The sequence below is a fragment of the Tistlia consotensis USBA 355 genome, from assembly GCF_900177295.1.
Taxonomy (GTDB): Bacteria; Pseudomonadota; Alphaproteobacteria; order Kiloniellales; family DSM-21159; genus Tistlia; species Tistlia consotensis.
This window is the reverse complement of sequence record NZ_FWZX01000011.1, coordinates 41,500-60,100: the sequence shown is the minus strand read 5'-3', so window position 1 is coordinate 60,100 and position 18,601 is coordinate 41,500. Positions and strand designations below refer to the sequence as shown.

The following is an 18,601-nucleotide window of genomic DNA, read 5'->3' as shown; positions in this document are numbered from 1 at the left end:
TGAAGTGCGTCGCGCCGTACCCCAAGATGTGGTATGAAATTCGCCACGCCCTTCCGCATTTTGGGGTGAAAAGGTCATGGCCGGCCACAGCCAATTTAAGAACATCATGTTCCGCAAGGGCGCGCAGGACAAGAAGCGCGCCAGCCAGTTCGCCAAGCTGACGCGCGAAATCATCGTCGCGGCCAAGGCCGGACTGCCCGATCCGAACATGAACGCCGCCCTGCGCAGCGCCATCGCGACGGCGCGTGCGGCAAACATGCCGAAGGACAACATCGAGCGCGCGATCAAGAAGGCGACCGGCAGCGGCGACGCCGACAACTACGAGGCGGTGCGCTACGAGGGCTACGGCCCCGGCGGCGTCGCCGTCATCGTCGAGGCGCTGACCGACAACCGCAACCGCACCGCCTCCGAGGTGCGCAGCGCCTTCTCCAAGCACGGCGGCAGCCTGGGCGAGACCAACTCGGTCTCCTTCATGTTCGAGCGCGTCGGCCAGATCGTCTATCCGGCCGAGGTCGCCGGCGCCGAGGCGATGTTCGAGGCGGCGGCCGAGGCCGGCGCCAGCGACGTCCAGTCGAGCGCCGACGGCCATGAGGTGATCTGCGCCCCGGACGACTTCTCCGAGGTGCGCGACGCCCTGGTCGAGAAATATGGCGACCCGCGCGAGGCCCGGCTGACCTGGAAGCCGCTCAACACCACGCCGGTCACCGAGGATCAGGCCTCGACCCTGTTCAAGCTGCTCGACGCGCTGGACGACAGCGACGACGTCCAGCAGGTCGCGGCCAACTTCGACATCGCCGACGAGGTGATCGAGCGGCTGACCGCGTGATCCATGGTCGGGGCGACCCGGCAGGAGGCGACGCGATGCGGGTGATCGGGCTGGACCCGGGACTGCGACTGACCGGCTGGGGCGTCATCGAGGCCGAGGGCAACCGCCTGAGCCACGTCGCCCACGGTGTGCTGCGCACCGACGAGAAGGCCGATCTGGCCGAGCGTCTGGTCGCCCTGAAGCACGCCCTGGAGGAGGTCATCGCCGCCCAGCGCCCGGATGCGGCGGCGGTCGAGGAGACCCTGGCCAACCGCAACCCGGCCTCGACCCTCAAGCTCGGCATGGCCCGCGGCATCGCCCTGCTGGTGCCGGCCCTGGCCGGCCTGCCGGTCAGCCAGTACCTGCCGATGATCGTCAAGAAGTCGGTCGTCGGCACCGGCCACGCCGCCAAGGAGCAGGTCGCCGCGATGGTCGGTGCCCTGCTGCCCGGCTCCGGCCACGCCTCGGCCGACGCCGCCGACGCGCTGGCCGTGGCGATCTGCCATGCCCACCACAGCGCGACCCGCGCCCACTGGGCCGGCTCGGCGACGACGGAGATCGGCTTCTCCGCGGCGCGCCGCGCCGGGGCGAGGCGCCGCCCATGATCGGCAAGCTGAGCGGCCGGATCGACAGCGTCGGCGAGGAGCAGGCGATCCTCGACGTCGGCGGCGTCGGCTACCTGGTCTTCGCCTCGAGCCGCACGCTCGGCCTGCTGCCGTCGCGCGGCGAGGCGGCGAGCCTGCTGATCGAGACCCACGTGCGCGAGGACCACATCCATCTCTACGGCTTCCTGGAGGCCGCCGAGCGCGACTGGTTCCGCCTGCTCTCGACGGTCCAGGGCGTCGGCTCGCGCAGCGCGCTGGCCATCCTCTCGGTGCTGTCGCCCCTGCAGCTCGCCCAGGCGATCGCGGCGCAGGACAAGGCGGCGGTCAGCCGGGCCAACGGCGTCGGCCCGAAGCTGGCGGCGAGGATCTGCGCCGAGCTCAAGGACAAGGCCGGGCGCATCGCGCTGGCGAGCGAGCTGCCGGGCCGCGGCCGGGCCGTCGCCGACGGCACGGCGGCCCCGAGCGCCCCGAACGCCGAGGCCGCGGCGGCCGCCGAGGACGCCGTCTCGGCCCTCGAGGCGCTCGGCTACAAGCGCGGCGAGGCCTTCGCGGCGGTCGCCCAGGCGGCCCGCAACCTGGGCAGCGAGGCGCCGCTCGAGGAGCTGATCAAGGGCGGGCTGCGGGAGCTGGCGCGATGAGCGACTCCCGGCTGGTCTCCCCCCGGAACGCCCCCGGGACAGCCGAGGGCGACGGCGACGCGGCCCTGCGGCCGCAGAGCCTGGAGCACTTCGTCGGTCAGGAGCGCCTGCGCGCCAACCTCAAGATCTTCGTCGCGGCGGCGCGCCAGCGCGACGAGCCGCTCGACCACGTGCTGTTCTTCGGCCCGCCGGGCCTGGGCAAGACGACCCTGGCGCAGATCGTCGCCCGCGAGCTCGGCGTCGGCTTCCGCGCGACCTCGGGCCCGGTCATCGCGCGCGCCGGCGACCTGGCCGCGATCCTGACCAACCTGCAGCCGCGCGACGTGCTGTTCATCGACGAGATCCACCGCCTCAGCCCCGCGGTCGAGGAGATCCTCTATCCGGCCATGGAGGACTTCCAGCTCGACCTGGTGATCGGCGAGGGCCCGGCGGCCCGCTCGGTGCGGATCGACCTGCCGCCCTTCACCCTGGTCGGCGCGACGACCCGCAGCGGCCTGATCACCCGGCCCCTGCGCGAGCGCTTCGGCATCCCCCTGCGCCTGGAGTTCTACACGCCGCCCGAGCTCGAGCGGATCGTCTCGCGCGGCGCCCGGGTGCTCGGCTTCGACCTGACCAGCGAGGGGGCCATGGAGGTCGCCCGGCGCAGCCGCGGCACGCCGCGCGTCGCCGGGCGCCTGCTGCGCCGGGTGCGCGATTTCGCCGCCGTCGAGGGCGCCGCCACGGTCGACGCCGGGATCGCCGACGCCGCGCTGCGCCGGCTCGAGGTCGACGCCCGCGGCCTCGACGCGATGGACCGGCGCTACCTCACCTGCCTCGGCGAGAGCTACGGCGGCGGGCCGGTCGGCGCCGAGACCCTGGCCGCCGCCCTGTCCGAGCAGCGCGACGTCATCGAGGAGGTCATCGAGCCCTACCTGCTGCAGCAGGGCCTGCTGCAGCGCACGCCGCGCGGCCGCATGCTGAGCCGCGGCGGCTTCGAGTACCTCGGCCTGGACGCGCCGCGCCACCTCGCCGAGCAGTTCGACCTGCTGGCCGATCCCGAGGGCGACACCGGCCCCGGCAGCGACGAGGCGGCTCCGTGAGCGGTGCGGTCAGCGCGGAGGCGCCCGGCAGCGGCTTCTTCGAGGACCGGGAACACTGCCTGCCGCTGCGCGTCTACTACGAGGACACCGACGCCGCCGGGATCGTGTACTACGCCAACTACCTGCGCTTCGCCGAGCGCGGGCGCAGCGAGTTCCTGCGCCTGGCCGGCATCGACCAGCGCCCGCTCTTCGACAGCCAGGACCTGGCCTTCGCGGTGCGCCACGCCAGCCTGGACTACCGCTGGCCGGCGCGGCTCGACGACCGGCTGGAGGTGCGCTCGCGGCTGGTGCGGCTTGGCGCCGCCAGCGTCGAGATCGCGCAGCGGATCGTCCGAGATCGCCAAACATTGGTCACGATTATGGTGAAAGTGGCCTGCGTCGCCCTGTCCGACGGCAAGCCGAAGCGCCTGCCGGCGGCGGTCCGCACCGCCCTTGAGCCCTTTGCCCAGCACGCAACCGGGGAGTCTGCCTGAATGGAGAATGCGACGGTCGACGCGGCAGCGATCGCCGACGTGGCCCATCACAGCCTGTCGATCTGGAGCCTGTTCCTGCAGGCCGACATCGTCGTCAAGATCGTGCTGCTGCTGCTGCTGGCGGCATCGTTCTGGAGCTGGGCCATCATCTTCGACAAGGTCATCCGCCTGCGCCGCCTGCGGCGCGAGGCCGACCGCTTCGAGGAGACCTTCTGGTCCGGCGGCTCGCTCGACCAGCTCTACGACCGCATCGGCGACGAGCCCGCCGACCCCTTCGCCGCGGTCTTCGCCGCGGCGATGCGCGAGTGGCGGCGCTTCACCCGGCGCGGCGGCCAGGTCGGCGAGGACGGCGGCCATGCGCTGAAAGAGCGCATCGAGCGGGTCATGGGCATCGCCATCGGCCGCGAGATGGACCGCCTGGAGCGCCACATGATCTTCCTCGCCTCGGTCGGCTCCTCGGCGCCCTTCGTCGGCCTGTTCGGCACGGTCTGGGGCATCATGAACGCCTTCACCTCGATCGCCGGCAGCGCCAACACCTCGCTGGCCGTGGTCGCCCCCGGCATCGCCGAAGCGCTGTTCGCCACGGCCTTCGGCCTGGTCGCGGCGATCCCCGCGACGCTCGGCTTCAACAAGCTGAACAACGACGTCGGCCGCTACGGCCAGCGCCTGGAGGCCTTCTCCGGCGAGTTCACCGCGATCCTGTCCCGCCAGATCGAAGAGGCGCGCTAGGCATGGCCGGACCGATCATGCACCGTCGGGGCGAGCGCGGCTGGGGCGCCCGGCGCCGGCGCTGGCAGCCGATGAGCGACATCAACGTGACGCCCTTCGTCGACGTCATGCTGGTGCTGCTGATCGTGTTCATGGTCACCGCCCCGCTGCTCACGGTCGGCGTCCAGGTCGACCTGCCCAAGGCCAAGGCGCCGGTCATCCCCGATCCCGTCGAGCCGCTGGTCATCTCGGTGCGCGCCGACGGCAGCATCTTCATCGAGGACGCGCGGGTCGACGAGGACACGCTGGTGCCCAAATTGCGTGCCATCACCAACAACAAGCCCGATACCCGCATCTATGTGCGCGGCGACCAGCGGCTGCAGTACGGCACGATCATGCAGATCATGGGACTGGTGAACCTCGCCGGCTTCACCCACGTTGCGCTGATTACCGAGATGCCGACCCCGAAGCAGGCGGCGCCGTCGGGGCAGCAGCCCCCGAGATCGCCGAGCAAGCCGCCTGCCCAATAGCCGCCGCCAGCCGAGCCCGCGCGCCCGATGAGCCTCGTCACGAGCATCGAACTGAGACCGCTCTCTTCCTCGGGGAAGATGTGGAGCGGCATGGTCGCGTCCGGCCTGCTGCACCTCGCCATCGCGCTGTTCGTGGTCGTCGGCGTGCCGCAGCTGTTCCGGCCGAAGCCGCCGCAGATGATCGTGCCGATCGACATCGTCAACCTCGACCAGGTCTCCGAGCTGGCCTCGCTGCCGGCCGAGCAGATCGGCCCGGTGCAGTCGGCCGAAGAGAGCAAGCCGGTCGACGCGGTCGACGAGGTCGCGCGGCCGCAGCAGGCCAATCCGCAGCCGGCGCCGGCGGTCGAGCCGACGCCGAGCCGCGCGCGCGAGCTGCCGGCGCCCGAGCCGGTCGTGCAGCCCGACAAGGCGCCGGTGCCGGCGGCGACCGAGGCCAAGGAGCCGGCACCGACCCCGGCTCCGCCGGCGCCGGCCCCCGCCGAGCCGGTCCAGGCCAAAGAGTCGCAGGCCAAGCCCGTCCAGGCCAAGCCGGTCGAGCCGACCCCGCAGCTCAGCCCGGTGGCGCCGACGCCCGAGACGCCTCGGCCGAGCCCCGAGCCGAAGCCCGCCGAGACCGTCGAGACGCCGCCGGACAGCGCCCGGCCGGTGCCGGAGCCGGCCGCCGAGCAGGCCCAGCCGAGCGAGGACAAGCCGCTGATGGCCGGCATCGTGCCGCTGCCGACTCCGCCGCGCCCGGACGACACGCCGCCGGCCAAGCAGCCGGAGGCCAAGCCGGCCCAGCCGGTGCCGCCGCCCGCGCCGGTGCGCGCCCAGGAGCCGAGCAAGGAGAAGCCGACCGACGACCTGCTGGCCGGCGTGCTGCGCAACGTCGACAAGAACCTCAAGCCGGCGGTCAAGCAGGAGCAGCAGACCCAGGTCGCCAAGCGCACCGGCAACGTCACGCAGTCGATCGACCTGACCCGGCGCGCCGCCGCCCTCGGCCAGATGATCCGTGGCCAGATGCAGCGCTGCTGGCGCATCGACCCGGGCGCGCGCAGCGCCGAGCGCCTGCGCGTCTCCGTGCGCGTACGCCTGAAGCCCGACGGAACGCTGGCGGCGCCGCCGGAGTTCGAGAACGTCGGCCAGCTCGCCGACAATGCCTACTATCGCGCGGCCGCCGAGAGCGCGCGCCGGGCGATCCTCGAGTGCCAGCCGTTCAGGCTGCCCCAGGAGGACTACAACCTCTGGCAGGACCTGGTCCTCAACTTCGACCCCCGGGAGATGTTCTGAGCATGCCCTACGTTGCCTCAAGCCCGCTCACGACCGCCCCGCTCACGCCCCGGCTCCGGGCGCCGGCCCGCTCCCTGGGCCGGACCCTGGGCCGCGCCGTGGCCGGGGTCGCCCTGCTGCTGACCGCCGCCGTGCTGACCGTCGGCGGCGCCGGCAGCGCACAGGCGCAGCTCAACGTCGACATCACCAAGGGCTTCGTCGACCCGATGCCGATCGCGGTCAGCGACTTCCAGCCGGCACGGCCGGAGCTGGCCCAGACCGGGATCGACATCGCCGGCGTCGTCGGCAACGACCTGGCGAGCTCCGGCCTGTTCAAGACGATCGAGAAGTCGGCCTTCCTGCAGACCAGCCAGGAGCTGCAGAACGGACCGCGCTACGGCGACTGGCGGGCGATCGGGGCCCAGGCCCTGGTCAGCGGCTCGGTCGACCTGCAGGCCGACGGCCGGATGCGGGTCGAGTTCCGCCTGTGGGACGTGCTGGCCGAGCAGCAGATGACCGGCCTCGCCTACATGACCACGCCGTCGAACTGGCGGCGCATCGCCCACATCATCTCCGACGCGATCTACCAGCGGCTGACCGGCGAGGAGGGCTACTTCGACACCCGCATCGTCTACATCTCGGAGAGCGGGCCGCAGAACCGGCGCATCAAGCGCCTGGCGATCATGGACCAGGACGGCGCCAACCATCAGTTCCTGACCGACGGCAGCAACCTGGTGCTGACCCCGCGCTTCAGCCCGACGACCCAGGAGATCACCTACCTCGCCTACGTCAACGACACGCCGCGCGTCTATCTCTTCAACCTGAACACCGGCCAGCAGGAGGTCCTCGGCGACTTCCCGGGCATGACCTTCGCGCCGCGCTTCTCGCCGGACGGCAACCGGGTGATCTTCTCGATGGCGCGGGCCGGCAACTCGGACATCTACACGATGGATCTGAGGACCCGGAAGGTCGAGCGCCTGACCGACAACCCGGCGATCGACACCTCGGCCTCCTTCTCGCCGGACGGCAGCCGGATCGTCTTCAACTCCGACCGCGGCGGCTCCCAGCAGCTGTACGTGATGAACGCGGACGGCAGCAACGTACAGCGCATCTCGTTCGGCGAGGGGCGCTACGCGACCCCGGTCTGGTCGCCGCGCGGCGACCTGATCGCCTTCACGCGGATGAACCAGGGCACCTTCTACATCGGCGTGATGGCGCCCGACGGCTCGGGCGAGCGCATGCTGTCCAGCGGCTTCCTGGTCGAGGGCCCGACCTGGGCCCCGAACGGCCGCGTCCTGGCCTACTTCCGGCAGGATCCTGCCGACAGCAACGGCAAGGTCACCAGCAAGCTGTATACCATCGATCTGACGGGCTTCAACGAGCGCAAAGTTCAAACCCCGCTCGATGCTTCCGACCCGGCGTGGTCCCCCTTGATTCCATAGGGTTGCGGCAATATAGTCCAGCTACTTCGCAGCCGCAGCGAGGGGTTGTGTCCGGGTTCGTCACTGGCGGCGGGCGAAAACACCTCATCAACCTTTCACCAAGGCCGTCAGACCATCGACAGACGACTCTGCGGCACAAGGGGAACCAGAATGTCTTTGAAGCTGTTGACCATCGTTGCCGCCGCGGCGCTCGCGCTGACCGCGTGCGAGTCGTCCCAGCAGAACACGGGCGCGACCACCGGTACCACGCAGACCACCACGGCCGCGCCGAGCGGTCCGGTCGCCGGTAGCCAGGAAGCGCTGACCCAGCAGGTCGGCGACCGCATCTTCTTCGACTTCGACAAGAGCGACATCCGCGCCGACCAGCGCGGCACCGTCGACAAGCTGGCCGCCTGGCTCAAGCAGAACCCGAGCGTCCAGCTGACGATCGAGGGCAACTGCGACGAGCGCGGCACCCGCGAGTACAACCTGGCGCTCGGAGAGCGCCGCGCGAACGCCGTCCAGGAGTACCTGGTCGCCCGCGGCGTCAACGCCAGCCGCCTGAAGACGATCTCCTACGGCAAGGAGCGGCCGGCGGTCCTCGGCTCGACCGAGTACGCCTGGGCCCAGAACCGGCGCGATCAGTTCGTCGTCCGCTGAGCGCGGCCTGACGGTCTAGCGATCGAACGAGCCCGGGTCCGCACCAGCGGGCCCGGGCCGTTTTCGTTTCGCCGGCCGCGTCCGACGCCGTCCCGGTCCCGGTCGGCCGCAGCGTGCGCGTCCGTAGCGTGCGCGCGGCGATTTTTGTCCTTTGTCGGGCCGCCCCGGCGCCGCAAGATCGGGCGCGCCACAATTCCGACAACAAGCTTGGACAGGGATTATGGGTGAATCTCCCATGAGCAGCGCGAGGCACACCGGCATGCAGTTCCCACGCCCTGCGCCCTGGCGGGGTCGGGCCTGCGCGTCCCTGGCGCTGGCCCTGGCCCTCGGCCTGCTGGCGCCCCTCTCGACGGCCGCCGCCCAGGACAGCACCATCGAGGCGTTGAGCCAGCAGCTCGACCGCCTGCAGCGCGAGGTCCAGGTCCTGCAGCGCCAGGTCGCGGTCGGCCAGCCGGCGACCGACCTCAAGGTGCCGGAAGGCGAGGCGGGCCCGCTGCTGCTGCGTCTCAACGACCTGGAGAACACGCTGCGCAACCTGACCGGACGGGTCGAGGAGCTGTCGCACCGGATCGACGAGACGAACGGCCGCGTCGACAAGCTGTCGGCGCAGGTCGACACCCGGATCGGCGCGCTCGAGAACGCCCCCGCCGCGGCTGGCGGCGAGAAGCCGCTTATGTCGGGCCAGAAGGAAGGCGGCGTACGCGTGCTCGGCACGATGCCCCAGGGCGCCGCGCCGGAGACCGCGGCGCCGGTCGAGAGCGCGGCGCCCGGCCAGACCGCCGCGCTGCCGGCCGTGCAGCTGCCCGGCGGCTCGGCCAAGGAGGACTACGACTACGCCTTCGGCCTGCTGCGCCAGGCCGACTATCCGCGCGCCGAGGCGGCTTTGAAGGCCTTCCTCGAGGCCCATCCCAAGGACGAGCTGGCCGGCAACGCCAAGTACTGGCTCGGCGAGACCTTCTACGTGCGCGGCGACTACAAGCAGGCCGCGGTGGTCTTCGCCGAGGGCTTCAAGGACTATCCGGACAGCAGCAAGGCGCCCGACAACCTGCTGAAGCTCGGCATGTCGCTGTCGAACGTCGGCGAGCGCGGCGACGCCTGCAAGACCTACACGGCGCTGCTGGCGCGCTATCCCAACGCGGCCGCTACGATCCGCCAGCGCGCCGAGCGCGAGAAGGGGCGCCTGGGCTGCTGAGCGCACCGCCCGCCGCCGATCCCGCCCCGCCCGGCCCGGCGACCGCCGGGCCCGACAGGGCGCCTCCCGAGTCCGCAGCCTTCGCCGCCCTGATGGCGCGCTTCGCGCCCTTCGAGCCCCGGCCCCGGCTCGCGGTCGCGGTCTCGGGCGGCGCCGACAGCCTGGCCCTGCTGCTACTGACGGCGCACTGGGCCCGCGACGCCGGCGCGGAGATCCTCGCCCTCACCGTCGACCACGGCCTGCGCCCGGAGGCCGCCGCCGAGGCCGCCTGGGTCGGCCGGCTCTGCGCCGGGCTCGGCATCGCGCATCGCAGCCTGCTCTGGCGCCGCGACGCTCCGCAGCCGGCCGGCGGCCTCCAGGCGGCGGCCCGGGCGGCGCGCTACCGCCTGCTCGCCGGGGCCTGCCGCGAGGCCGGCATCCTGCACCTCGTCCTCGGCCACCAGCGCGAGGACCAGGCGGAGACCTTCCTGCTGCGGCTCGCCGCCGGCAGCGGCCCGGCGGGGCTCGCCGCCATGCCGGCCGTCGGCTTCCTCGACGAGGTCCGTCTGCTGCGCCCGCTGCTCGACCTGCCGCGGGCCGGCCTCGAGGCCGTCCTGCGGGCCGCCGGGCGGGACTGGCTCGACGATCCGAGCAACGCCGACCCGGCCTATGCCCGGGTCCGGCTGCGCCGCGGCCGGCAGGTTCTGGCCGAGGCCGGCCTCTCGAGCGCAGCCTGCGCCGAGCTGGCGGAGACCTACGGCCGGCTGCGCCGCTGGAGCGAACCGGCGGTCGCGCGGCTGCTCGCCGGCTGCTGCCGGCTCGATCCGCGCGGCTTCGCCTGGCTGGAGCGCCGGGCGCTGCTCGAGGCGCCGCCGCCGCTCGCCCTCGCCGCGCTCGGCCGGGTCCTGCGCACCGTCGCCGGCCGCGAGCACGAACCGCGCGGCCCGAAGCTGGCGCGCCTGCTGGCGCGGCTCGGCGACGCCGGGCCGCGCGGCGCCACCCTGGCCGGCTGCCGGATCCTGCCGGGCCGCGGCGGCCGCCTGCTGGTCGTGCGCGAGGCCGCCGCGATCGGCGGAACGGCAGGCCGGGGGCCGGCCGGTGCGCCGTGGGACGGCCGCTTCCGCCTGCCCGCCACGGCGGCCGGAGCCGGCGCGCCCGACGGCCCCGTGACGCCGCTCGGCAGCCTCCCGCCCGCCGAGCGGAGGACGCTGCTGGCCGCGAGCCGGGCCGCCGGCAGCCCGCTCGACTGTGTCCCTGCGGCCGCACAGACGGGCCTGCCGACGCTGCGCGATCTTGACGGGCGCCCGCGATTGCCCCACTTCACCGCTAGACGGCGTGAATGCGCCGAGACGGGCTCTGCCGCCGAATTCCTCCCGCGCTGCCCCCTGAGCGCCGGAAGCTTTACAGTATTTCGTTAAGGGGCGCAGGATAGGAACGGTCTCGGGAGGGGTCGCCCTCTCCCGCGGACGGTCTGTTCGGCACGCAGACGACCGAGCGAAGGAAACGCAACCTTGAATTTCTCGCGCAACGCCGCTCTCTGGATCATCATCATTCTGCTGCTGGTTGCCCTGTTCAACCTGTTCCAGGATGGCGGATCCCGGCATTCGCAGAGCCAGATGGCCTATTCGCAGTTCATCGACTCGGTCGAGCAGGGCGACGTCTCGGAAGTCACGATCCAGGGCAACACGATCAGCGGGCGGCTGCGCAACGGCAACGCCTTCCAGACCTACAAGCCCGAGGATCCCTCGCTGATCGAGCGCCTGCGCCAGGCCGGCACCAAGATCAACGCGGCGCCGGAAGAGACCCTCAACCCGCTGCTCTCGATCCTGATCTCCTGGTTCCCGCTGCTGCTGCTGATCGGCGTCTGGATCTTCTTCATGCGCCAGATGCAGTCGGGCGGCGGCAAGGCCATGGGCTTCGGCAAGTCCAAGGCGCGGCTGCTGACCGAGAAGACCGGCCGCGTCACCTTCGACGACGTCGCCGGCATCGACGAGGCCAAGCAGGAGCTGGAGGAGGTCGTCGACTTCCTGCGCGACCCGCAGAAGTTCCAGCGCCTCGGCGGCAAGATCCCCAAGGGCATGCTGCTGGTCGGCCCGCCGGGCACCGGCAAGACGCTGCTCGCCCGCGCCATCGCCGGCGAGGCCAACGTGCCCTTCTTCACGATCTCCGGCTCGGACTTCGTCGAGATGTTCGTCGGCGTCGGCGCCAGCCGCGTGCGCGACATGTTCGAGCAGGGCAAGAAGCACGCGCCCTGCATCATCTTCATCGACGAGATCGACGCGGTCGGCCGCCATCGCGGCGCCGGCCTGGGCGGCGGCAACGACGAGCGCGAGCAGACCCTCAACCAGCTGCTGGTCGAGATGGACGGCTTCGAGGCCAACGAGGGCGTCATCCTGATCGCCGCGACCAACCGGCCCGACGTGCTCGACCCGGCCCTGCTGCGCCCCGGCCGCTTCGACCGCCAGGTCGTGGTGCCGAACCCCGACGTGCTGGGCCGCGAGAAGATCCTGCGCGTGCACATGCGCAAGGTGCCGCTGGCCCCGGACGTCGACGCCAAGGTCATCGCGCGCGGCACGCCCGGCTTCTCCGGCGCGGACCTCGCCAACCTGGTCAACGAGGCGGCCCTGATCGCCGCCCGCGCCGGCAAGCGCTACGTCACCCAGAACGACTTCGAGATGGCCAAGGACAAGGTCCTGATGGGCGCCGAGCGGCGGTCCATGGTCATGTCGGAGGAGGAGAAGGAGCTGACCGCCTACCACGAGGCGGGCCATGCCCTGGTCGGCCTCTACGTCGCCGGCAACGATCCCCTGCACAAGGTCACGATCATCCCGCGCGGCCGCGCCCTCGGCGTGACCATGAACCTGCCGGAGAAGGATCGTTACGGCTACAAGAAGTCCGAGATCCACGCCAAGCTGGCGATGATGTTCGGCGGCCGCGCGGCCGAGGAGCTGATCTACGGCCGCGACGAGGTCACGACCGGCGCCGGCAACGACATCCAGCAGGCGACCAACCTGGCCCGCCGCATGGTCACTGAGTGGGGCATGAGCGAGAAGCTCGGCCCGCTGCGCTTCAACGAGAACCAGGACGAGGTCTTCCTCGGCCACTCGGTGGCGCGCCACCAGAACCTCTCCGAGGCGACCGCCCAGATCATCGACGAGGAGATCCGCCGGATCGTCGAGGACGCCGAGACCCTGGCGCAGCAGGTGCTGACCGAGCACATGGACGAGCTGCACCGCCTGGCCAAGGGCCTGCTGGAGTACGAGACCCTCGGCGCCGACGAGGTCCGCCTGGTGATCAAGGGCGAGGCCATCGACCGCCGCGAGAAGGAGATGGGCTCCAGCACCGGCGGCGGCCGCCGCTCCTCGGTGCCCTCCTCGGGCAAGCCCAAGGGCAAGGACAGCCCGGGCGGCATCGGCCCGGAGCCCGAGCCCGCCAGCTGAGCTCCGCCCCATCGACCGGAAGACGAGCGCCCCGCCCCTCCAGGTGGGGCGCTCCGCTTTCGGCCGCAGGCTTCCGGGCTTGCCGCCGCCCGAGCGGGAGGCTACCCCTCAGCCCATGACCGCGCGTTTCTACCTCGAGCCGCTGGAGCCGACGCCGCGCCGCCTGCCCGGCGGCCGCGCCCTCGCCGGCCAGGCCCTGCACTTCGCCCGGGTCGAGCTCGGCCGCTGGGACGGCGGCTCGCCGGAGCGCCAGCCCTGCGCCCTGGCCGAGCTGCCGGAGGCGGCGCAGCCCCAGCTCGAGCCCCTGAGCGCGCCGCGGCCGCCCTTCGCCGGGGTGGCGATGGACCGGCCGTCCGTCATGGGCATCGTCAACGTCACCCCCGACTCCTTCTCCGACGGCGGCGACCGCTTCGACCCCGAGGTGGCGATCGGGAGCGGCCTCGCGATGTGGCGAGCCGGCGCCGCCTTCGTCGACGTCGGCGGCGAATCGACCCGGCCCGGCGCCAAGCCGGTCACGGTCGCCGAGGAGATCGCGCGGATCCGGCCGGTCGTCGCGGCGCTGGCCGAGGCCGGCGTGCGCGTCTCGATCGACACGCGCCACGCCGCGGTGATGGCCGCCGCCGCCGAGGCGGGCGCCGCCGTGATCAACGACGTCACCGCCCTGACCCACGATCCCGAGGCGCTCGCCGTCGCCGCCGGCAGCGGCCTGCCGGTGATCCTGATGCACATGCTCGGCACGCCGGCGACCATGCAGCAGGACCCGCGCTACGCCGACGTCGCCTTCGAGGTCTTCGACCATCTGGCGGCGCGCCTCGAGGCCTGCACGGCGGCCGGCATTCCGAGGGAGCGGCTCTGCGTCGATCCCGGCATCGGCTTCGGCAAGACCGTCGCCCACAACTGCACCCTGATCGCGCGTCTCTCGCTGTTCCACGGCCTCGGCTGCCCGGTCCTGCTCGGCGCCAGCCGCAAGGCCTTCATCGGCCGCCTCTCGGCCGGCGAGCCGCCCAAGGGCCGCCTGCCCGGCTCGCTGGCGGTGGCGCTGGCCGGGGCGGCGCGCGGCGCCCAGATCCTGCGCGTCCACGACGTGCCGGAGACGCTGCAGGCCCTGGCCCTGCAGCGCGCCCTCGACGAAGCCGCCGCGCACTGACGCCGCGGCTTCTGCTATAGCTTCCCGTTCGTTGCTCCGGAATCGACCATGACACGCAAGCTCTTCGGCACCGACGGCATCCGCGGCAAGGCCAACGTCGCGCCGATCGACGCGCAGACCGCCCTGTCGGTCGCGATGGCGGCGGGCGCCCTGTTCCGCCGCGACGGCGGCCATCGCCCGCAGGTCGTGATCGGCAAGGATACGCGGCTCTCCGGCTACCTGCTGGAGCCGGCGCTGACCGCCGGCTTCATCGCCGTCGGCCTGGACGTCGTGCTGCTCGGGCCGCTGCCGACGCCGGCGGTCGGCATGCTGACGCGCAGCCTGCGCGCCGATCTGGGCGTCATGGTCTCGGCCTCGCACAACCCCTTCGACGACAACGGCATCAAGCTGTTCGGCCCGGACGGCTTCAAGCTGTCCGACGCGGTCGAGGCGGAGATCGAGGCGCGCATCGACGGCGGCCACGACGGCGACCTGGTACCGGCCGCGAGGCTGGGCCGCGCGCGACGGCTCGACGACGCGCCGGGCCGCTACATCGAGTTCGTCAAGTCGAGCTTCCCCCGGCAGCTGCGCCTCGACGGCCTGAAGGTCGTCGTCGACTGCGCCCAGGGGGCGGCCTACCGGGTCGCCCCCGCGGTGCTGTTCGAGCTGGGCGCCGAGGTCGTGCCGCTGGCGATCTCGCCCGACGGCTTCAACATCAACCGCGACTGCGGCGCGACCGCGCCCGAGGCGATGTGCCGGGCGGTCGTCGAGCAGGGCGCCGACCTGGGCCTGGCGCTCGACGGCGACGCCGACCGGGTGATCCTGGCCGACGAGAAGGGCCGGCCGATCGACGGCGACCAGGTCATGGCGCTGATCGCCGGCTCCTGGCTGGCGCGCGGCCAGCTCAAGGGCCAGGGCCTGGTCGGCACGGTGATGTGCAACCTGGGCCTGGAGCGCCATCTCAACGAGCTCGGCATCGGCCTGACGCGCACGCCGGTCGGCGACCGCTACGTCGTCGAGCGGATGCGCGCCGACGGCTGCAACCTGGGCGGCGAGCCGTCCGGCCACGTCGTGATGAGCGACTACTCGACAACCGGCGACGGCCTGATCGCGGCCCTGCAGGTGTTCGCCGTGCTGGTCGGGGCCGGCCGCCCGGCCAGCGAGGTCTGCCGGGTCTTCGAGCCGCTGCCGCAGCTGCTGCGCAACGTCCGCTTCGGCGCCGGACGGCCGCTCGAGGCGGCCGGCGTCAAGGCGGCGATCGCCGCCGGGGAGGCACGGCTCAACGGCCACGGCCGTCTGCTGATCCGCAAGTCCGGCACCGAGCCGGTGATCCGGGTCATGGCCGAGGGCGAGGACGAGGCGCTGATCGTCACGGTGGTCGAGGAGATCGCGCGCTCGATCGAGGACGCCGCCGGATGACCGACGCCCGGTCGACCCAGCGGGGCCGCGTGCTGATCGTCGCCGGCTCGGACTCCGGCGGCGGCGCCGGCATCCAGGCCGACATCAAGGCGGTGACCGCCCTCGGCGGCTACGCGATGACCGCGATCACCGCGCTCACCGCCCAGAACACCCTTGGCGTCGAGGGCGTCGTCGGCATCGAGCCCGCCTTCATCCGCCAGCAGATCGCCGTGGTGCTCGACGACCTGGGCGCCGACGCGATCAAGACCGGCATGCTGCACTCAGCGCCGGTCATCGAGGCGGTCGCCGCCGAGCTGGAGCTGCGCGGCCGCGGCATTCCGCTGGTCGTCGATCCCGTGATGGTCGCCGAGAGCGGCGCCTCGCTGCTCGACCCGACGGCGGTCGGCGCGCTCAACCGCGACCTGCTGGTGCGCGCGACGCTGCTGACGCCCAACCTGCCGGAGGCCGAGAAGCTGACCGGCATGACCATCGCCGACCTGGAGGCCATGCGCCAGGCGGCGAGCATGCTGCGGACGCTCGGCGCTGAATCGGTGCTGCTCAAGGGCGGCCATCTGGTCGGCGACACGATCCACGACGTGCTGGCGACCGAGGCCGGGCTGGAGGTCTTCACCGACACCCGGCTGCCGGCGCGCGGCAGCCACGGCACCGGCTGCACCCTGGCCTCCGCCGTCGCCTGCGGCCTCGCCCAGGGCCTCGGCCTGCGCGATGCCGTGCTGCGCGCCCGCGCCTACCTGCGCGAGGCGATCCGTACCGCGCCGGGCCTCGGCCGCGGCAACGGTCCGGTCAACCACGGCCATACGGTGCGCGACTTCCCGGTCCCGAGGTAGCGTCAGAGGCCGGCGACCCGCAGCTCGCCGCCGTCGCCGCCACTCCAGCCGAAGAAGGACTGCTCGACCAGCTCGGCGAGCAGCACCGGGCGCTCCTGGGGGTCGGCCCAGACGAACTCGTCGGCGGTCTCGGCGGTCGAGGAGATGATGAAGCGCGCCTCGCCCGCCTCGTCGCAGAGCGGCAGGCGCAGCACCTCGACCACCGCCTGGCGGCCCGAGAGATAGCGGTCCCGGACCCGCGAGACGTGGGCGCAGGGCTCGTCGAGGATGCGGTTCAGGGCCCGCTCGACCGGCTGCCGCGAAGCCTCGGCCAGCAGGTCGAGCATGTTGGTGCCGGTCGGATCGACGCCGAGCCGGCGCACCACGGCGGTGCCGGCCAGCCGGATCTTGAAATGGGCGGTGGACAGCCGCTCGTAGAGCACCAGGTCGGGCAGCAGGCGCGGCATCTCGGTCGGGTCGATCCGGGCCTTCCGCGGCATGCGTTCGCCCTCGAGCTTGCCGAGCCAGTAGGCGAGGAACCGCCTGTTGGTCTCGAGCAGGCTCGACGCGATCACTGTCGAGGAGGGTGGCATTTCCGATCGTCCACCTTATCGCTGTAGGGTCGGCGAGCCGCCGAACCGGTCGTGGCGCCAGCGATCTCACGCGCTAAGCGCGTAGATCTTTCGGCATTATTCTACCCCATACGCACGCTGCGGCAATGCCGAACACCGGATCTCTCGCTACACGGCAGCGAACCACGGCTTTCGTTTCGGGATCGTTGCGATCGGAGGCGGCTGCGCCGAGGCATCCGCCGCCCGCGGCGCATCGCCGGCCCGGGCGAAGCGACCCCCGGTCGGCTGCCCATGGCCGATCGAGCCGGCAGGCGCGGTGTCGCCCCCTTCCGGCACGAGGAATTCAAGCTAGACGGTGCGCAGGCCGGTGGAACTGAGCACCGGCAGGCCGTCGGGGCCGGGGCTCCAGGTGAAGAAGGCCTGCTCGACCAGCTCGGCGAGCAGCGCCGGCCTGTCCTGGGGACCGCGCCAAACCGTCGGGTCCGTGGTCTCGATGGTCGAGCAGAGGATGAAGCGCGGCTCGCCGGCCTCGCTGCTGAGCGGCAGCCGCAGCACCTCGACGATGACTTCCCGGCCCGAGGCGTAGCGGTCCCGGACGTGGGCCAGCAGGCCGCAGGGCTCGTCGAGGATGCGATTGAGCGCGCGCCGGATCGGCGCCCGCGCGGCCGGCGCGATGACGTCGAGCACCGGATGGCCGGTCGGGTCGAAGCCGAGCCGCTGGACGACGGCGGTGCCGGCCAGGCGGACCGAGAAGCTGTCCGGCGCCCGGCGCTCGAAGACCAGCAGATAGGGCAGAAGGGCCGGGATCTCGGTCGGGTCGATCTCCGACTTGCGCGGCATGCCGCGGTCACCGACCTTGCCGAGCCAGTAGGCGAGCAGCTGCCGGGTCGTTCCGATCAGATCCGCGCCGAGCACGGCCGTTGACGTCGGCATCCCAGTCGCTCCGGGGTGAGGCCGAGAGCCCGATGCTATACGTCACCCGCTATCCGGGCAATCGCTCTCGCCTCCGCACCGTCGGGGCCGCCCCGCCGCGACGGCAGGACGGCCCCCGGCGGCCCGAACGCCCAGGTGGCCCGAAGGCCTAAGCGGCTCGGAGTCTCAGGCGGCCCGGAGTCTCAGGCGGCCCGGTCCAGCGCCGCGTGCGCGGTCAGCACCGACAGGCAGGCCTCGGCGACCTCGCGCCCCTTGGTCTGCAGGTGCTCCTGGAAGAACAGGCGGTGCGGCTCCGTGTCCTGGAAATGATGCGGCGTCAGCACCGCCGAGAGCACCGGCACGCCGCTGTCGAGCTGGACCCGCATCAGCCCCTCGACGACCGCCGCCGCGACGAACTCGTGGCGGTAGATGCCGCCGTCGACGACCAGGGCGGCGCCGACCACGGCGTCGTAGCGGCCGCTCGCCGCGAGACGCCGGGCGACGAGCGGGATCTCGAAGGCGCCGGGCACCTTGAAGGCCTCGACGGCCGCCCGGCCGTTGCTGAGCCGGGCGATCTCGCGCAGGAAGCCTTCGTGGCAGGCGTCGACCAGCGGGCCGTGCCAGAGCGCCTTGACGAAGGCGATGCTGGGGGCGTCGCCCGCCCCGGCCGCGGGGTTGTCGTTGCTGGTGAGATTGGGGACCTGATTCATCGCTTTCTCCTTCGAAAGAGCAGAATCAGGGCGTAACGAAGCGGCGACGCCGCCCCGCGCCGAAGGCGCGACGCAAGCCTCGCTGTTCCGTTCTCTTCCATCCGGACTGTGACCGTCGGCTTCGGAATCGCACCGAATCTGCTGACCCCTCCGGACCGCCGGCCCGGAGGGCGCTCGCGGGCTTCGGCTCTCCGGTCGCCCGGAACGCCGTCACCGCCGGTGGGGACTTCCACCCCGCCCCGAGAACGCGCCCCGCCGGCCGGCGGGGCAGGATCCTT

19 protein-coding genes and 1 riboswitch are annotated in these 18,601 nt (G+C 72.4%); of the genes, 16 read left to right on the top strand and 3 right to left on the bottom strand.

What is annotated here, in order from left to right:
* Window positions 1-76 precede the first annotated feature (76 nt).
* From B9O00_RS14690 to thiD, 16 genes are all read left to right on the top strand, one after another.
* On the top strand, window positions 77-826 hold the full coding sequence (locus tag B9O00_RS14690) for a YebC/PmpR family DNA-binding transcriptional regulator (protein WP_085123444.1): 750 nt from the start codon (window positions 77-79) through the stop codon (window positions 824-826).
* 35 nt (window positions 827-861) lie between these two features.
* Window positions 862-1,410, top strand: coding sequence for a crossover junction endodeoxyribonuclease RuvC (gene ruvC, locus B9O00_RS14685; protein WP_085123443.1), 549 nt, complete (start codon window positions 862-864; stop codon window positions 1,408-1,410).
* A complete protein-coding gene (ruvA, locus tag B9O00_RS14680) occupies window positions 1,407-2,048 on the top strand; it encodes a Holliday junction branch migration protein RuvA (RefSeq protein ID WP_085123442.1) in 642 nt (213 codons plus the stop codon). The genes ruvC and ruvA overlap by 4 nt, the downstream gene beginning before the upstream one ends.
* Window positions 2,045-3,127 carry a Holliday junction branch migration DNA helicase RuvB gene (gene ruvB / locus B9O00_RS14675; protein WP_085123441.1) on the top strand — a complete coding sequence of 361 codons (1,083 nt, stop codon included), beginning with the start codon at window positions 2,045-2,047 and terminating at the stop codon, window positions 3,125-3,127. Before ruvA ends, ruvB begins: the two co-directional genes overlap by 4 nt.
* Complete coding sequence (gene ybgC, locus B9O00_RS14670) at window positions 3,124-3,600, top strand: tol-pal system-associated acyl-CoA thioesterase (RefSeq protein ID WP_085123440.1); 477 nt, start codon at window positions 3,124-3,126, stop codon at window positions 3,598-3,600. Before ruvB ends, ybgC begins: the two co-directional genes overlap by 4 nt.
* A complete protein-coding gene (gene tolQ, locus B9O00_RS14665; protein ID WP_085123439.1) occupies window positions 3,601-4,329 on the top strand; it encodes a protein TolQ in 729 nt (242 codons plus the stop codon).
* A 2-nt stretch (window positions 4,330-4,331) separates the two neighbouring features.
* Entirely contained in the window at window positions 4,332-4,838 is a 507-nt protein-coding gene (gene tolR, locus B9O00_RS14660) for a protein TolR (protein WP_085123438.1), read from the top strand.
* Between the two features lie 90 nt (window positions 4,839-4,928).
* Entirely contained in the window at window positions 4,929-6,107 is a 1,179-nt protein-coding gene (gene tolA / locus B9O00_RS14655) for a cell envelope integrity protein TolA (RefSeq protein ID WP_143596240.1), read from the top strand.
* Window positions 6,108-6,109: 2 nt separating this feature from the next.
* Window positions 6,110-7,528, top strand: coding sequence for a Tol-Pal system beta propeller repeat protein TolB (gene tolB / locus B9O00_RS14650; RefSeq protein ID WP_085123436.1), 1,419 nt, complete (start codon window positions 6,110-6,112; stop codon window positions 7,526-7,528).
* 150 nt (window positions 7,529-7,678) lie between these two features.
* Window positions 7,679-8,167 (top strand): peptidoglycan-associated lipoprotein Pal, encoded by a 489-nt coding sequence (gene pal / locus B9O00_RS14645; RefSeq protein WP_085123435.1) that lies wholly within the window; start codon window positions 7,679-7,681, stop codon window positions 8,165-8,167.
* Window positions 8,168-8,402: 235 nt separating this feature from the next.
* Window positions 8,403-9,359 (top strand): tol-pal system protein YbgF, encoded by a 957-nt coding sequence (ybgF, locus tag B9O00_RS14640; RefSeq protein ID WP_159460221.1) that lies wholly within the window; start codon window positions 8,403-8,405, stop codon window positions 9,357-9,359.
* 92 nt (window positions 9,360-9,451) lie between these two features.
* The gene (tilS, locus tag B9O00_RS14635; RefSeq protein ID WP_085123433.1) at window positions 9,452-10,756 is read left to right on the top strand and encodes a tRNA lysidine(34) synthetase TilS; all 1,305 of its coding nucleotides are present in this window, start codon (window positions 9,452-9,454) and stop codon (window positions 10,754-10,756) included.
* Window positions 10,757-10,849: 93 nt separating this feature from the next.
* Window positions 10,850-12,778: an ATP-dependent zinc metalloprotease FtsH gene (gene ftsH / locus B9O00_RS14630; RefSeq protein WP_085123432.1), complete on the top strand. Its 1,929-nt coding sequence runs from the start codon at window positions 10,850-10,852 to the stop codon at window positions 12,776-12,778.
* Window positions 12,779-12,893: 115 nt separating this feature from the next.
* On the top strand, window positions 12,894-13,925 hold the full coding sequence (folP, locus tag B9O00_RS14625; protein WP_085123431.1) for a dihydropteroate synthase: 1,032 nt from the start codon (window positions 12,894-12,896) through the stop codon (window positions 13,923-13,925).
* A 48-nt stretch (window positions 13,926-13,973) separates the two neighbouring features.
* The gene (gene glmM / locus B9O00_RS14620; RefSeq protein ID WP_085123430.1) at window positions 13,974-15,323 is read left to right on the top strand and encodes a phosphoglucosamine mutase; all 1,350 of its coding nucleotides are present in this window, start codon (window positions 13,974-13,976) and stop codon (window positions 15,321-15,323) included.
* A complete protein-coding gene (gene thiD / locus B9O00_RS14615) occupies window positions 15,320-16,150 on the top strand; it encodes a bifunctional hydroxymethylpyrimidine kinase/phosphomethylpyrimidine kinase (RefSeq protein WP_085123429.1) in 831 nt (276 codons plus the stop codon). The genes glmM and thiD overlap by 4 nt, the downstream gene beginning before the upstream one ends.
* 2 nt (window positions 16,151-16,152) lie before the next feature.
* Here thiD and B9O00_RS14610 read toward each other — a convergent pair whose 3' ends face one another.
* The 3 genes from B9O00_RS14610 to B9O00_RS14600 form a co-directional block, all read right to left on the bottom strand.
* Window positions 16,153-16,722, bottom strand: a complete 570-nt coding sequence (locus B9O00_RS14610; protein ID WP_085123428.1) for a PAS domain-containing protein — start codon at window positions 16,720-16,722, stop codon at window positions 16,153-16,155.
* A gap of 327 nt (window positions 16,723-17,049) precedes the next feature.
* Window positions 17,050-17,634, bottom strand: coding sequence for a PAS domain-containing protein (locus B9O00_RS14605; protein WP_085123427.1), 585 nt, complete (start codon window positions 17,632-17,634; stop codon window positions 17,050-17,052).
* Between the two features lie 182 nt (window positions 17,635-17,816).
* Complete coding sequence (locus tag B9O00_RS14600; protein WP_085123426.1) at window positions 17,817-18,323, bottom strand: 6,7-dimethyl-8-ribityllumazine synthase; 507 nt, start codon at window positions 18,321-18,323, stop codon at window positions 17,817-17,819.
* 85 nt (window positions 18,324-18,408) lie between these two features.
* Window positions 18,409-18,574: riboswitch (FMN riboswitch) on the bottom strand.
* Window positions 18,575-18,601: the final 27 nt, after the last annotated feature.